This window comes from Pedobacter sp. MR22-3, from assembly GCF_026240075.1.
GTDB lineage: Bacteria > Bacteroidota > Bacteroidia > Sphingobacteriales > Sphingobacteriaceae > Pedobacter.
Window position 1 is genome coordinate 127982 of sequence record NZ_JAPIVF010000008.1, and the last position, 15329, is coordinate 143310.

Sequence of the window (15329 nt, forward strand, 5' to 3'; positions counted from 1 at the left end):
CTTATAGTTAACGGTCGTGGTGCTTAAGCAAGCTGCTTAAACTATTTGGCTATCAGCCATTGACTATCAACTACTAACCGATTCATTTCGGGCTGCAAAGGTACGGTTAATTATCGTAACCAAAGCTTTTTAAGTAGTTCTTTTTACTTCTCCAATCCGGAATTACTTTTACAAACAGCTCCAGAAACACTTTGGAATCTAAAAATTTCTCGATTTCTATCCGTGCTTCTGTACCTACCTTTTTCAGCATACTGCCGCCGGTACCGATCAGAATATTTTTTTGTGAATCGCGTTCGACTACAATTTCAGCACTGATTCTCACCATCTGGCCTTTTCCGTTTTTGAGTGCCTCATCTTTAAAGCTCTTCACAATCACCTCTGTACTGTAAGGAATTTCTTTCTGGTAATTCAGGAAGATTTTTTCGCGAACGATTTCCGAAACGAAGAAACGCTCTGAACGATCAGTCAAATCTTCTTTATCATAATACGGCGGGTGCTCAGGCAGCATTTCCAAAACGCGATCCAGTAAGCCATCAACATTGTGCTTATGCAGGGCCGATATGGCATAAATGGAAACCGGATTCAGCTTCTCCTGCCAATACGCAAGCTTTTCATCTACCTGCTCCTGTAATGCTTTATCTATTTTATTAATGAGTACAATGGTTGGGATATCCCTGTTGAGGATTTTATCCAGCACATCATCTTCATCATGTGTTTCATTGATATCGGTTACAAACAAAAGTACATCTGCATCAGTTAATGAGCCGTTTACAAAGCTCATCATACTTTCCTGCAAACTGTATTTTGGTTTAATGATACCGGGAGTATCAGAAAAAACAATCTGATATTCTTCTTCATTTACAATACCCAGGATACGGTGCCTTGTGGTTTGCGCTTTAGGTGTAATAATGCTAAGTCGCTCGCCTACAAGCACATTCATGAGGGTGGATTTACCTACATTCGGTTTACCTATTATACTAACAAAACCTGCTTTATGCGCCATTGAAATATTTTTTAAAAAAAATTTGCAGCACAAAGAAACGAATTATATCTTTGCATTCCAATTCGGAAATAGCGTTAAGGATTTAATTCAAAGAAAAAACGAGTTGTATATAATGCGGGGTGGAGCAGTTGGTAGCTCGTCGGGCTCATAACCCGAAGGTCGCACGTTCGAGTCGTGTCCCCGCTACTAAAAGGCAGTCTAAAGTCATCAGTCCAAAGTCTAACTGACTCCAGACTAAGAACTATAGAACTCAAGACTTAAAAAATGGCCCGTTCGTCTAGGGGTGAGGACGCCAGATTTTCATTCTGGAAACAGGGGTTCGATTCCCCTACGGGCTACACTTATTATCATCAAAGTTTTTAAAAGGCTGAAAATCAATGATTTTCAGCCTTTTATGCTTTACGAATATATCAAAAAGTATACGATTTTTTTGGGGGGGGATTAATTCCAAGTATATACTTTTGATCATCTGAATAAGAAGAAATTATTCCTTACCTCTCTTGATGTTGCGCTGAAGCTTTGATCTTTGCATCGAAAGACGCTGCAGATGCATTTGTAGATCTGTTAATAAAGCAGTTAGGATATCGTCGGAATTTGAATAGGCCATTTTTCACCCTAATTAATCATAAATATGGCCTGATTTGTTCGAAACATTATTTTGAACCAGATACAACTACTGCACCCAGTAGCACCAAAGAAGGTAAAATGTTCAGGATGGTAGGTTTTGCGTACTTAAGTCCTGTTGAATAAGGCTATATTTGAGCCGTTGCTATGCAAGGCTTGGATTAGTTGGCCACCACAAATTTGGATGACAGCTGCATGCCCGAGCCCTTTACAACCAAGATATATAACCCTGGTGAAAGATTGAAATAAATACGTTTAGATACCTCTGAGGGTTGATAGTTTACAGCATGCCTGCGGCCACTTATATCATAGCAGTCAATTCCTTCAATCGTAAATGCCAGCGGCACCTTAATATTTATATATTGACTGCAAGGATTAGGAAACAGCAATAAAGCATCCGGCTGCAATTCATCTGTTTTGCCATAACACTCCACGATGCCAATTGACATGGAAGCGGAGTAATTCATTTTGTCAATTGAATTAATATTATGCCAGGCACCATCATAAACATACATGGTCGACGGACCTGTTTTACCACGATTTGCAGAATGATATACTGCAAACCCATCTTTGTTATCATCCATTAACTGGTAGCCAATATAAAAACCTGAGGTTAATTTTAAAACAGAATCAAGCAAAATGTGATTGACCGCCCCCGCTTTTAGTTCTTTCAAAAAAATACTCTTGGTGTAAATCTCCTGCCCGGGCAAGCTTCCATCTTCCCATATCTTTATTTTTATACTGGATGTTTGACTAAAAGCTCCTAACTGTGCAACATTTAAATAAAAGCCTGGCAAAAGCAAATAGCCAGGTAGGGTGAATTTCTCGGCAAACATGACAGAAGAGGTTGCCGACAAGTAATCGGAAGGCTTTTCAGTCAGGTTGTAAGCTGTTTTTTCGTTAACCCTGATATGAGAAACCGTATCACATTGTTCAGCGTTAAACCCATAAGGGTCGTAGCCATCCATAAAGCTTGCCCCCCGCTGTAAGGGATCAAGCAATTCGATCAGCCTATTTCCTATTTTTGCAACGGAAGTGTAAGAGACACTTAACTTATTAAAATAATCGCTGCCTTGTGAATTGCAGGAAGAATACCCGCCTGTTAAACTGCCCACCAGCCTATGTTGTGGGTTGTAAAGCGGTGCTCCTGAAGAACCAGGCGCAGTAGCGCCAATATCCCATTTCACAACCTGCCACGAAGAATTGGTGATATAATCGGTATTGAATGTTGCCGAATGAAGTTGATTATAATCTATTGCAATTTGCTTATACCTGCCACCAGGATGATGGATGCAAACACCGGCTTCTGGTTGAATATCCCTTACATCCCAACCTGCATAATAAGGACGAAAAGAGGCCGGAGGTACTTCATTGAGCTTGAGCAGGGAAAAGTCAAGTTGATCAGCTGCGGCCACAAGTTTGGCGCCCGAAATGGTCTGGTCGTCGCTAATTGATGATTGTTCGCAATCATATTCATAATTAAATATAAACACAGATTCTTCTGCATGACTTTCATCGAAAATGGTATGAAAAGATGTTAGCAGATACGGTTGTTTGTCTTTTGCAGTATTGCCGATAAGTGTACCTGAGCTTAGGTTACCATCAGTAATAATTTTACATACGGCCCTTTTGTCGGTTAACCAGTTAATACCATTTTCGCAATTTATATTTTGATTGCAAGAGACAGAAACATTTTTGGTTCCCGCTTTAAAAATGCCGGTTCTATCTAAATATACTTTCGATAATTGAATGTTTCCATAATCAGTTACCTGATGAGGTATATTCAGTTCCAGCATGATTGTATCTCCGGAAACGGGAGCCAATGAGATGTGACTGTTTACACTGCTTTTTTGATGATACTTTCTTAACTGCCTTAAACCTTTGTTGTATACAAACAGCGTGACACCTTTTGATAGCTTCAGTGAATTAAAAGTCAGGTAAATGGAATATGCATTGACGCCATGTATGCCTAAGCGCCAAACCCTGCCCTGTGTGATTTGATCCCAATGGCCAGAATTTTCAGGGTTAAGGTTAACGTTTACGCGTTCTGCAAACTGATAAGATTTTATACCCGCCGCATCTTGTAATGCATTATGACTCAATAACTCCGCCTTTCCTTTGCTACTGCCGCTTAAGGTTTCGTAATTTTTTAAAGGCGTAATTCCGGCGGCAATGCTCATAGGGATGGCATCATTATAAGTTTGTGCAACCGTACAATAACTGCATGCCAGTATTGACAACAGGACTACAAAACAATGGCGGATAAACTTCATAAACACATTAAGATAAACAAATCCGCTGCATATACTGTTAAAATAGAAATCTGCTTTTTCTTCATTTTTTGGAAATATCAACGGCATGAAACGATAATGTTCCATGCCGTTGAAGGTAGTATCCGGCATTTTTATTGCTTATTACAATAAAACGTACTGCCGGCTAAAATTGGTGAAAGGTAGTAATACTTTTTGCAGGAAGTGTATACGTAAATGCATTACCTGAAACAGGAACTGATCCTATCGAAGACATGTTTTCATTACTCGATGTGCGATGAACATTCAGTGAACCAATACCACTAACGTTAGCAACCGAAAAAGACTGGCTTACTGCAGAAGCACCTGTATTAACAGCTACTATTACCAATCCACCTCCACGGTAGGCCGTTAAATAAACATTAGGGGTAGGATTATAGGTACAGGCTATTCTTTGTTTTCCCGGCCTTATCCATTTGGCAAACTGACCGCCAGTGTAGCCGGCTTTGTAAATTGTACCGCTTTGATTAACCAGGTTAACGCTTGCATCATTATCATTTACCCACCAAAAATAGTAAGCACTAAATTGGTTGTTCATACAATCATTAATGTTTTTAGCTAAAACTAAACAGTTATCCATATTATCACGGCTATTGGCCACATAGTATTCTGTCATCCAAATACGTTTTCCCTTATTTAGCGCATTTTGGTGTACATTATTCCCACCACCATAAAGATGCCCGGAAACATAAGAAATTTTAGCAGCAGCGGCGGCATCGTTCAATGTTGGATCAGTATAGGTATCATTAAAATTAATGGCATCAGCACAGGCAATGGGTTTGCCAATATTTGATCCGCCTGCTTTGATAATGTCACGTATCTGGTATCCATCCAAATTGCCATCTTCCGAAGAACCATCAGGCTCATTTTTGATGGATACGAAATCACAATTGATGGCTGAAGCAGCACTACCCAGCCAGTTGCAGAAATTAACATACTGGCTAGACGGAATGGTATTGCCTGAGCGGTAAGCGTCAGGTATTTTCCAGGGGCAGCCTAATACTTTAGCGCCCCGGGCGTGTGCCGCAGCAGCATTGTTCGTTTCATCGGCCCATGCATTATTCTGGTCAAAACGAACCCTTAACAAAGAAAAGCCCAGTGTATTATAAAGTGCATCATTTTTGGCAGCCGTAAGCGTGCCACACCACGCGCTGGAAAAGCCCAGCCCGTCAATGGTTTGATAATAGGTATTGCCATCAATGGATGCCAGCCCTTTTAACTGCGGTTCAACATTTTCTACACTTTGCTGCTTTTCTTTTGAACAGCCGTGTAGTAAAAATACCGCAATAGCGATAACACAAATTTTAAATTTCATAATTGCTCGATTAAGGTTTTGTTTAAGATAGATAGTTGCTAATGTTGAAAAATCGTATAAGGTTACTTACTTGAATGCCCCTCCTTTCTTTTAGTGTCTGAATTTGTTGAGTACAATATATTTTGACAGGTATTTTTGCTGGGCCACAATTGGCAATATGCATGCGGATATTTATAATTATTCATCATCCTTTTTATTTGCGATTACCAGCCTCTTAAAAATTTTTCACTAAAACATCAATTAAGCTTATATAAAATCATTAACGATACAACTGTAAATACTTCCTTTTATTTTATTGTAATGCTATAAAAATGCAACACCAAACATCATGTTATACCAAATCATAAAGGACAGATTCAAATTGCTGTATAATTGCAGTACTTATCAAGAAATACGCTTTTTGTTTTTGCATTTATTGGCTTAAATACTCATTTACCCAAAAATGAATTTATATAAAAACTACATTTAATAATTTTTTATTCTACATTTTTATAAATATAAATCTTACATTTTTATTCATTTCAAAATTGAATATATTCAAAATTCAATTATACATTTTTAGTTGGTATAGACATTTAATCTTATGCTAAAAAGGCACTAAAAACCAATTTAACTATTGATTAGCAGTTCAAATGTATAGGCTTATCATTTTAGTTTAGGGTAATAATTATTAAATTAGCAGTTCAAATGTTCAACAAAGATTAACTACACCCATCACCGCTTAAATAATTTTAAATACACATAAGTTAGTAGCACATATGTGATTAATTACATCACGATAATTCTACGAATAAAAGAGCCTATTTAATGACGTTGCGCGCAAGCTAGGGCTTACCAGGGAAACACTTTGCGGGAGATGTGAAATCCAAATTATTTCCGGCGACACCAAGATTGATGATACATGTAGATGAGCAAATTCTTTTTGTATTGTCCTTTTGCAAAGCCAATACAAATCAGCACAAAAATAATCCACTAAAAATCAAGCAGATAATTTAAATATCAAATAAAATTTAGCTAAGCCTTTTGAAAAGCAAAAATATTGTATACCTTTGCACTCCTTCAAACAAAGAAAATTTGAAGCTATAGAGTGCGGGGTGGAGCAGTTGGTAGCTCGTCGGGCTCATAACCCGAAGGTCGCACGTTCGAGTCGTGTCCCCGCTACTAAAAGTAGTCTGAAGTCATCAGTACCAAGTCCAAAGTCAGCTGACTCAAGACGAAGAACTATAAGACTCAGGACTTAAAAAATGGCCCGTTCGTCTAGGGGTGAGGACGCCAGATTTTCATTCTGGAAACAGGGGTTCGATTCCCCTACGGGCTACGATCCCGCTTTACGATAAGTAGAGCGGGATTTTTGCTTTTCATCTAATCCTCTGCGGAAACCAATATTCACAGTATTCTTCATTTGAAATATTTATCATCATTTCGTAAATTGAAATTATATTAACTACCAGATTTCAATGATCAATTTCTTAACAAAAATTATTTTATTAAATATACATCCCCAATTTCACATTATTAACAATTAAAGTTCTCATTATGAGTGATCAAATAAACCCTTACGCCCTTATGGAAAAAGTATTATCAGACAGGGATCTCAAAGTTGAAGAAAAACTAAAATTAATAGATGAACTACGCAAAAATAATCCGGTAACGACAGACCGATGGGCTCCTCGTGTCGCAATCTGGATACTTGGACTGACAGTGATTACGACTGTAATCTGCGTCACTGTAATCATTCTAAATGAAGAAAAAAGCAATGAAGGCTTGATTGCAATTGGTTCTGCAGCAGTTGGGGGACTTGCTGGATTAATTTCACAATCTCCACGTAAAACAGCTGAATCCTAACTTCAAATTAAATAACCCATTGTTCATCTTCGCTTTACTTGATGTACAATATCGAAGCTCCTTTTTGAGCACCATGCAAAATTTAATAGCAAAAGCCATTCAAGATCAAAAATAATGTATAAGAAGCAAAACACCTTGTCTAAATAATTATGTCTCTGATCTTGAATAATTACATTTTAAAGTTTAATTTTATTCAGAAAACATCAGGCATCATTACGCTGATCTAACCATTTAAATTAACACCTCAAACTCTCATCTAAAACGCCACTCATGAGCTCCGTATTCAGAACATCCTATGCACCGGATGTAAAACCCGTGACCGACGATAAATTAAAAGAAATCCTCGCCCAACGAAAATGGCAAACCGTGGAGATTAAAATCTCCCATCAAGACCTCAAGGATAATATCCTTTTTTTAAACGATGCCGTTGTGATCAGAGAAAGCCGGGAGGGTGTTCCACTCATGACTACCACAGGAATTTATGGTCCTATTAAAAAAGGCGATCAGGTGGTTTTAACGCCGAATGAAGGTACCGGAGTAAAGGTTATCTCCACGAACCCGCCTGAAGTCAGCCTGATTGAACAGCTGGAAACCCTTGCAGCAAACCATCAGCACGTTAAAGACGGTAATGCAGTTTTGGTTCATTCCAACTGGGTCAGCAGTGAAGATGGCGGGAAGCTACCCAATCTTGATCCCTCAGCGAACGTATTTGGCGCCACCGGCTCACTGTATGTGAATGAAAATGCAGTCATTTTCCCGGTGCTTGATGTGACCCATCCTGATTATGAGGAAACACTTGCCTTTTACGGCGCAAAATTGCTGAAGCCACAAGAAGCATTTTATCTCGGTTTTGAAGATACCTTATTTGGCATGGAATACGACACCTCTTTACCTGACTACATCCGTAACTATGCCCTCTCACCTATTGGTGGTGGTGGCATGTTTGTGGAACACCATCCCTTCCCGCATATTTTTCTGCCCAAACCAACTATAAACGGAGAAGTTTTTTGTGAGGCGAAAGTTACACTGGGCCGTAAGGTTGAAGCTGCAGGGAAAAGTGATCCTCAGATCAGGTTTACCACATTCAGGATTCCTGCTGATGGATCAGCACTGGCCATTAAACCCTCTACCATCCACAATGATAGTTTTACCAACGGAAAATTAGCCGTTTTTGTAGCCAATACGCCTGCAGATACGGTGGCTTTCAGGCAAACGGCGCCGTTTGCGAACATCGTAGTAAAGGATCATGATCCCCAGATCGAAATCCTGCAAACATCGAGCGTTTATTCTGGCACTTAGGTGTTGGAATAGAAATAAAATTAGTAGTCAAGATGCTGTTGCAATCAATCCCTGTGATCCACAATCACAGGGCTTTTACCCGTGGTTTCATTGGTATAAAGCTGTAGATCATTGCTTACTAAAACTTCTAAATTTTTCACCTGGTAACCAAATATTTCATAGAGCTGCTGACGTTTTAGTTCCATATATTCTGCTTTGGCCATATCCGTAAAATCGGTTACCAGCAAAAATTTTATGCCCGTATGCCCTTCACCAGGAACAATCTGGATCTGGAACCTTTCCACATCCGCTAAAACAGCCTTAAAATCATCCAGGTCATAATTGCACTCGTTAAACATAAATGATTGATGCTCCCGCCCTTTTAACTCCAGGTAAGGTTGTCCGTTAATATCAATCCATTTGCCCGTATCGCCGGTATTGTATCTAAAAATAGGGAAACGCTTGCGAAACAAATTGCTCACCAGCAAATTGCCATAACCATCAGCATCAGGCGCATGTACTTCAACCACCAGGCCGTCAATCACTCGGAATAACGACGGAGAGCGGCTGTAATCGCACCAGGCCCAGATGCCTGTTTCTGCTGAACCGTACAGTGAATAAATTTGCCGTGTGCCGAAGACCTGTTCAAAAACCCCGATATGCGATGGCGGCAGGAATTCTCCCCCGAACAAAAGATTTTCTATGGATAAATGAAGCTGATTTTTTTTCAGGTATTGGGCAAAAAGAAATAGTTTGGAAGGCGTACCCAGCAATAAATTGGGTTTAAAATGCTGCGCCATATGATAGGCATCTTCATAGGGCAGGCTGGCACTGGCGACCAGGGTGGTTGAACTGCACCTTTCCAGCAGGTCATCCATAATGGCGGCCGTGCGGTACATATCCATGTAGCCAAACAGATTGAGCGCAATGGTTTTCGGCGTAAATACCCCAGCCTGGTTTAAGACTTTGGCCAGTACAGCCCGCTGCTCCAGGTTTTCGGCAATGTCTACAGGAAAAACCAACGGCTTCTGCGTAGAACCACCAGAGCGCACCAGGTAAACACCTTTGTCCTCCTGATGCAGATCAAAGTTTTCATGTAACTGCCTGATTAGTTCTTTTTTCCCGATTAGCGGGGCCTTTTGATAGGCCTCATAATCCTGGTAGTGGGATTTGAAGAGTTCAGACCGGCGCACAAGCTGATAGTGCGCTTGAAGAAGAGTATCATTCATGATTTAAAATTTATTTTAAGCAGCAGATAGCCCAGGTATGGTTTCAAAAACCGACGGTGATACCATACAAAGCACATTTTCTGATGGTTGGATGTCAAATTTTGCAAGGCATGTTTATACCAGCGTTCACCAATCATACCCATCAACAAGCGATCATGCTTATCATTGCTGTTGATATACCTTGAAATTACCGGTGGCAGTTCAACCTGCTTAAAATGGGTATAGTTTTTCCGCGATAAGCTACCCGGCACTTCATTCACATAAAGATAAGCTCCGGTTTGCAGGGCAATTTTTCCCGGCACCTTGTTCACAATTCCTTTGAGCACCCGGTACCAGAAATCAATACCTTCATTTAATTGTGCTTCAGCACTATAGTAGTGACCATTAATCCATTTTCTTCTGGTGATGACATTGCTCCCCACCCCCATAATAAAGTGTGGCGAACTTACTGCCCTTAAAGGGTCCTGAATCAGATAAAGATCCGGTGCAATGGGTTCAATGTATTGTTTTAAGGGATCCAGATCAGGGTATATTTCCCTGCCGGGCATAAAGGTGATGTTGAGTACCATAAAATCGAGTTCATGTCTGCTGAATGCCTCCGCGGCCATTTCAAGCAAGCGCGGATGGTATTCATCATCTGCATCCAAAAAACTGATCAGTGTACTGCTGCTGGCCGCAAAACCAACATTGCGTGCATGGCCTGGTCCCTTATTTTCTGGCAGCTCAATTATTTGTATCCGGCAAGCGCCAAATTCAGTTGTATGATGATGCAAAAACTCACGGGTAATGTAAAGACCATGGTCTGTACTGGCATCATCCACAATAATCAACTCCTCCGGCAGTTTGTGCTGGCGGAGGAGTGATTGCAGCGTTTGAGCAATGTAGGCCGCTTTATTAAATAAGGGAATGATTACAGCATGCGTCATACAGATGATTCAGACATCATGGCCGGGAAAATTACGCCCCTGCCCTGGTGAACATTAACTACATGCTCTGCTGAACCACGAAACAGGCCCGGGCCAAAAGAGTGGCCGTTATAACACAATAACATCCCCACCAGATTGATCATAGTCTGCTCTGAACCACTGCCATACGTAAACCAGCGTTGCGGCACATATTGTTGCACCATATATTCCGGCCATTGGTTATCAATAATAGCTGTCCAAACCCCGGCGTCGCAGTCATTTTTTACAAACATATCAATCCCACGGCCTCCGCTATTGCGTTTCAATACCCAGTTTAGCGGTGAATGGCTTACTTCTGCCCTTTTCTCAGCGCTATGCAGGTCGTAGGTCGGGATCAGAAAAGACCTTAAAAACCGGTATTCTTCTTCCGACAGATGATCCGACATCATCGCTTCATCATACAAAACCGCCAGGATGCGCTTGTCGTGCACCAGAATCAGCGTACGCACATCATTAAAGTAGTTGCCCTGATTGATAATCAGTTTCAACACTTCCGGATCGAAATTGCGCAGTTCCTCCCGGTCCATTTCAAAAATAAACTGACTCACAGGCCGGCCATTTAACATGACGATTCCGTTTTGATGCGTCAGTTGCGAGGGGCTTGCAGAAAGGTAATCCAGCCCCTGTTTACCTAACTCATCCAGCAGGTAAAATACTTCCGTTCCCTTTTCACGGTCGTGCACCAACACAATTGGCGTACTGCTGTTAAATTGATCAAAAATGCTGGCTATAAAATCCTGCTGGGCAGGAACAGCTTCCAGCGATGGCAGCTGACCTTTTGTACCAGCTTCAGTAATGATATTGAGGTAATAACTGATCATCCATCCGTTAATGGGATACCTTGCACCTATTTCACAAATTTTAATGCCGCCATCTTCTGCCTGTAAAAAATCAGGACGGTACATACCCACTTCATAAGGTAGTGCTTGTGCCATTTGCAAAATACGATTCAGTTCTTCATCGAAGTTATAAATGGCACGGATCCTTTCATCTTCAAAGTAGGCATTTACAATACCGGTTAATGCCTTGTTCAAAATCCGGCATAACTGTTCCATCCGCATAATTTCCCTGCGTTCTACCGCAACAGGCACCGGCGAAAAAGAATCGGCCCCGTTACATGGTATTTCGCCCAGGTATTTGATCAGCATTTCATTCAGGAAATCCCTGCTACAAATGGCGTGTCCTGCTATAAGTTCGCCTGTCATTCCTTAAGCAATTTCTTCCATCACCGGTTCTAAACTGGCACTGATGGTTTCCATTACGGCTGCTTTTTTACTTAAATAATCGGCAACAATTTCACGGAGGTCATAATTAGCCAGGCTTACATTCATCGCTTTTACATAGTGATTGATGGCATTCACGGCATAAAAGAAATGGTTTTTCTCTGTTGGGCCGCAGTGTACGGATATCCAGGCCAAGGTATGTTTTAACGTATCTTTATCGAAACCAAAATCATCTTCCAGCCAGCGTGTAAACTTAGGCAATATAAATTCTACTTCGCCGTGTGTGTAAATTTCATGTACAAGCGTGGTTAATAAGCCAATCATTAAATCTTTGTTGCGCAACGAGTTCTGGTCTTTCCAGTATTTAAAAGCACGGGCACTTGGATCCAGGTATTGCCTTAATAACCAGCCATCATCACCACATGTATTGGTAGCCATCGTATAAAACAAATCAGAATGTAATACCTTTCCTACTACAGCAAGGTCTTCATCCACAATTCTGTTTAAATTGGCCACTGATCTGAAAAGTTGAGCCTCATCGGCTACGGGTGCATTTTTATGAATCAGCATCGTCATGCGGTTACTTAATCCGGCAACAGTAACAGCACTATTGTTGGTTTGACTCCAGCTATGGAAAAAGGGTTTAAGATGGTCCCTGTCATGCGGGATTGCCGTCAGTTTGGTAAAACTTTCTTCGATGGTCGTAAAATGTTCTTCCTGTTGCGGAAAATAAGTAAGCAGTTGTTGTTTCAACGGAGATTCCTCCATTCCTTCAAGCACCGGAAGGATAATTGATAATAGATTTTTCACAATTGATTGAGTTAAATTAGAAATAAAAATTTAGATGGACTATATAATGAGATGATTTTAATTTATCTGAAATTGATAAACGAAAGCAGCTTATTATTAAACGTGAAGTGATTATAAATCCTGACTAAAAGGCTAATATTTATAAATAAAAGGCATAACCCCTTAAAACAAAACGTTAAGTGGCGTTGACAAAAAAACGGCGCGTAAGGATAACGGAAGCAGATAAAGAATGAGCGTATTGCATTGAGTTTGAGCGTTTGGTTTATTACAAAACAGATTTGTTACACATAGATACAAACTTTATTATAGAAATAAAAAAAATATTTACAAAAATTGTATTTAAAATCCTGCTGTAAATGTACCGTAAGTTTTATAAATTTATTCCTGGCAACCTCAATAAAATATTATATCCTCTGCTAGCATAAGCTTGGGTTATTTTAAATGTCCATCAAACAGATTAAAACGAGATAAGGCAGGGGTAACTTTTAGAATAAACCATGGGCTATTTCATTGCAGATTAAATGAATGTATTTAAACCCACAAATTTAATTATACTGCTTGCTGATGCTAAAATACAGCCTCAAAATTTAAGGTATCATGAATAATTTCATATTCAAACTTTACCATCTCTTTTTTGTAAGTGAGCATTTGAACCTGTAATTGTTCAAATGCTACCTTTAAACTACCCGAATCCTCAATACACTGAATATCACTCCCTCTTGAACACAATTGTCCATCTAACATCAAAATAGAAAACTCACCTCTATTGCTTTGGCTTTTAATCTTGGCAGTTGAAAAGCGGAGCAAAAGTATCGTCAGCGGAATTAATGCCGTAGCGGAAACATCCATATCTTTTATTCCCTTTTCGATTTTTAAACGCAACGGCATTTTTTCGGGAAACATAATCTGATCCATTTTTATCAGGTTGCTAACCAGAATTAATTCTTTCGCCAGCTTAGTGCTCTTCGCCGTATCCGGATCAATATAATAGCGCACTAAATCTGTAGAAAAATAAGAGAAAAGGGCAAGATCAGGATCTTTATCCGCCAGCTTTAAATAAATAAAATTTAAACAACTAAACAGGTGATGCATATTTTGATGTGTATACAATAAGCCGGGAAGCCGTTGTTGCAAGGGGCTCTTGCCATTGGATGACAAGGTAAGCTCATTAAAATAAGACACCAGTAACATCTGCCTTTTCTGACGCTCTTTAATAAACCTGAATAAATAACAGTAGCCTAATGCACATAGCATAAAAAACACACCACGGTACAGGTAACCTGAAAATATTTTGATGTTGCTACGCGCTGAACTTTGCTTTACCTCATATTGAATTAATATTACATCATCTAACAAAAATTTCAGCAACATAAAAGCGATTAAACTAACAGCTACACCAAAAGGAATTCGCCACCAGTCATGGAAATCAGATCGCCAGGCCCAGTTTAAAATCACCCTGGCAAAAACGTAAAAAAAAGTAACATTTGCGGCCGAATGAAAAACTAAAGCTTTTAAATCAGGCATTTGAAGTTCCATCCCGATGAGCAATAAGTTTTCATATAGTATAAAAACTATCCAGCAGACTATATGAATACGATAATTTTTTACCAATCTCAATAATTTCCTGATTACCCTCATATTCAGTTTCGTATGATCAATATGCCATCTGGTCATAATTTATCTTTTTTATTCCACCATCCAATTAAGTTCGCAACGGAAATAGAAACCATTTGCAGTATTTATTTCCATTTCTATTATTTATTCAGATCTATATGAAAAAAGCAAAATGCAATTTAGGCGCAAAAACAGTTTTTGTTTTTAAATCAAGAAAGAAGGAAACAAACAAACCATCTACAGACACCAGTATTACCACGAGCGTACTCACCACGCATTAAAGTTTAGTATTGTTATTTATGGTTACGATTTGAAAACCGGTTATGGCCGGTTTTTGAGTATTTTTTGCTGAATATAATTGAAAAAAGCAGTTCGGTATTGCGGACTAATTGACGCCATATAATCATTTTGAAGATAAACAAGGTTAGCGGATACATTCTTGATGGCATTTAACCTAATGATATGCGACTTATGTATTCTCATAAACCGCTTGTCACCTTTAAGGTCGTTCATAACCCTGCCAATCCCGGCGCTCACTACATAATCAGCTTTTGTTGTAAAAACATGAACCTGATTTTTCTCCGCACTAAATAAAATGATGCTGGCTATATCTAACCTGAGGTATTGACCTTTTACACCTGTCAATACGTATAGTCCGTCATCCGTTACATCAGCTATTAAGCGCACATCTTTTTGATGAAAATGCTGAAGTTGATTAATCTGAGTGAAGGTATCAATCAGATTAATTGCCGTAACAGGCTTGATGAAATATTGCATCGCATTTACTTCAAATGCATCTAAGGAATATTCGCGAAAGGCAGTTACGAAAACGATAAACCGAACTTTTCCCTGAATCCGTTTAGCCAGTTCCAGCCCGGAGAGTAGCGGCATATCAATATCTAAAAAAGCGATGTCAATAACCTCGTTTTGTAGCAGTATATCCCTGAGGGCAAGTTGCGGATCAGTATAGCTTTTTTGGAGGATGAAGCACTGATGATCCTGCATAAGTGCAGAAAGTATATTGATCGCCTCAAGATCGTCATCAACAACAATACATTGTAATTTTTCGTCCATGAATAAGGAAAATTGAAAGCGTTTCGGATAAAAAACAGGG

The 15329-nt window shown here is 39.6% G+C and carries 12 protein-coding genes and 4 tRNA genes; 7 read left to right on the forward strand and 9 right to left on the reverse strand.

The genetic code is table 11. The annotated features are described in order from the left end of the window. Nucleotides 1-106: 106 nt before the first annotated feature. On the reverse strand, nucleotides 107-1003 hold the full coding sequence (era, locus tag OQ267_RS19865) for a GTPase Era (protein ID WP_265837702.1): 897 nt from the start codon (nucleotides 1001-1003) through the stop codon (nucleotides 107-109). Between the two features lie 113 nt (nucleotides 1004-1116). On the opposite strand from era, the gene OQ267_RS19870 reads away from it, so the two are divergent. Beyond that, nucleotides 1117-1189: transfer RNA gene (locus tag OQ267_RS19870), tRNA-Met, on the forward strand. Nucleotides 1190-1269: 80 nt separating this feature from the next. Further along, nucleotides 1270-1341 (forward strand) — tRNA-Glu (locus OQ267_RS19875). A 447-nt stretch (nucleotides 1342-1788) separates the two neighbouring features. Here the strand turns inward: OQ267_RS19875 and OQ267_RS19880 are convergent. Together OQ267_RS19880 and OQ267_RS19885 are read right to left on the reverse strand one after the other, a co-directional pair. After that, complete coding sequence (locus OQ267_RS19880; RefSeq protein WP_265837704.1) at nucleotides 1789-4029, reverse strand: trypsin-like peptidase domain-containing protein; 2241 nt, start codon at nucleotides 4027-4029, stop codon at nucleotides 1789-1791. Between the two features lie 34 nt (nucleotides 4030-4063). Beyond that, on the reverse strand, nucleotides 4064-5251 hold the full coding sequence (locus tag OQ267_RS19885; protein ID WP_088299525.1) for a glycoside hydrolase family 30 beta sandwich domain-containing protein: 1188 nt from the start codon (nucleotides 5249-5251) through the stop codon (nucleotides 4064-4066). Between the two features lie 1088 nt (nucleotides 5252-6339). On the opposite strand from OQ267_RS19885, the gene OQ267_RS19890 reads away from it, so the two are divergent. From OQ267_RS19890 to OQ267_RS19905, 4 genes are all read left to right on the forward strand, one after another. After that, nucleotides 6340-6412 (forward strand) — tRNA-Met (locus OQ267_RS19890). A gap of 85 nt (nucleotides 6413-6497) precedes the next feature. Next, nucleotides 6498-6569 (forward strand) — tRNA-Glu (locus OQ267_RS19895). Nucleotides 6570-6787: 218 nt separating this feature from the next. Beyond that, a complete protein-coding gene (locus OQ267_RS19900) occupies nucleotides 6788-7096 on the forward strand; it encodes a hypothetical protein (protein WP_265819932.1) in 309 nt (102 codons plus the stop codon). 270 nt (nucleotides 7097-7366) lie between these two features. Then, nucleotides 7367-8395, forward strand: coding sequence for a hypothetical protein (locus OQ267_RS19905; protein WP_265837705.1), 1029 nt, complete (start codon nucleotides 7367-7369; stop codon nucleotides 8393-8395). Between the two features lie 44 nt (nucleotides 8396-8439). Here OQ267_RS19905 and OQ267_RS19910 read toward each other — a convergent pair whose 3' ends face one another. From OQ267_RS19910 to OQ267_RS19930, 5 genes are all read right to left on the reverse strand, one after another. After that, complete coding sequence (locus tag OQ267_RS19910) at nucleotides 8440-9603, reverse strand: AMP-binding protein (RefSeq protein ID WP_265837707.1); 1164 nt, start codon at nucleotides 9601-9603, stop codon at nucleotides 8440-8442. Continuing rightward, entirely contained in the window at nucleotides 9600-10529 is a 930-nt protein-coding gene (locus OQ267_RS19915; RefSeq protein ID WP_265837709.1) for a glycosyltransferase family 2 protein, read from the reverse strand. Before OQ267_RS19915 ends, OQ267_RS19910 begins: the two co-directional genes overlap by 4 nt. Continuing rightward, nucleotides 10526-11773: a hypothetical protein gene (locus OQ267_RS19920; RefSeq protein ID WP_265837711.1), complete on the reverse strand. Its 1248-nt coding sequence runs from the start codon at nucleotides 11771-11773 to the stop codon at nucleotides 10526-10528. Before OQ267_RS19920 ends, OQ267_RS19915 begins: the two co-directional genes overlap by 4 nt. A gap of 3 nt (nucleotides 11774-11776) precedes the next feature. Continuing rightward, nucleotides 11777-12601: a hypothetical protein gene (locus OQ267_RS19925; protein WP_265837712.1), complete on the reverse strand. Its 825-nt coding sequence runs from the start codon at nucleotides 12599-12601 to the stop codon at nucleotides 11777-11779. A 567-nt stretch (nucleotides 12602-13168) separates the two neighbouring features. Beyond that, nucleotides 13169-14137, reverse strand: coding sequence for a hypothetical protein (locus OQ267_RS19930; protein ID WP_265837713.1), 969 nt, complete (start codon nucleotides 14135-14137; stop codon nucleotides 13169-13171). A gap of 236 nt (nucleotides 14138-14373) precedes the next feature. Here OQ267_RS19930 and OQ267_RS19935 point away from each other — a divergent pair, with 236 nt between their 5' ends. Then, nucleotides 14374-14496, forward strand: a complete 123-nt coding sequence (locus OQ267_RS19935; RefSeq protein WP_256387648.1) for a hypothetical protein — start codon at nucleotides 14374-14376, stop codon at nucleotides 14494-14496. Nucleotides 14497-14536: 40 nt separating this feature from the next. Here OQ267_RS19935 and OQ267_RS19940 read toward each other — a convergent pair whose 3' ends face one another. Continuing rightward, complete coding sequence (locus tag OQ267_RS19940; RefSeq protein ID WP_265837714.1) at nucleotides 14537-15289, reverse strand: LytR/AlgR family response regulator transcription factor; 753 nt, start codon at nucleotides 15287-15289, stop codon at nucleotides 14537-14539. Nucleotides 15290-15329: the final 40 nt, after the last annotated feature.

Bases quoted from the DNA above. Each gene is read 5' to 3' on its own strand.
- era (WP_265837702.1), bottom strand. From the start codon at position 1,003: ATGGCGCATAAAGCAGGTTTTGTTAGTATAATAGGTAAACCGAATGTA.
- OQ267_RS19880 (WP_265837704.1), bottom strand. From the start codon at position 4,029: ATGCCGGATACTACCTTCAACGGCATGGAACATTATCGTTTCATGCCG.
- OQ267_RS19885 (WP_088299525.1), bottom strand. From the start codon at position 5,251: ATGAAATTTAAAATTTGTGTTATCGCTATTGCGGTATTTTTACTACAC.
- OQ267_RS19900 (WP_265819932.1), top strand. From the start codon at position 6,788: ATGAGTGATCAAATAAACCCTTACGCCCTTATGGAAAAAGTATTATCA.
- OQ267_RS19905 (WP_265837705.1), top strand. From the start codon at position 7,367: ATGAGCTCCGTATTCAGAACATCCTATGCACCGGATGTAAAACCCGTG.
- OQ267_RS19910 (WP_265837707.1), bottom strand. From the start codon at position 9,603: ATGAATGATACTCTTCTTCAAGCGCACTATCAGCTTGTGCGCCGGTCT.
- OQ267_RS19915 (WP_265837709.1), bottom strand. From the start codon at position 10,529: ATGACGCATGCTGTAATCATTCCCTTATTTAATAAAGCGGCCTACATT.
- OQ267_RS19920 (WP_265837711.1), bottom strand. From the start codon at position 11,773: ATGACAGGCGAACTTATAGCAGGACACGCCATTTGTAGCAGGGATTTC.
- OQ267_RS19930 (WP_265837713.1), bottom strand. From the start codon at position 14,137: ATGGAACTTCAAATGCCTGATTTAAAAGCTTTAGTTTTTCATTCGGCC.
- OQ267_RS19935 (WP_256387648.1), top strand. From the start codon at position 14,374: ATGAAAAAAGCAAAATGCAATTTAGGCGCAAAAACAGTTTTTGTTTTT.
- OQ267_RS19940 (WP_265837714.1), bottom strand. From the start codon at position 15,289: ATGGACGAAAAATTACAATGTATTGTTGTTGATGACGATCTTGAGGCG.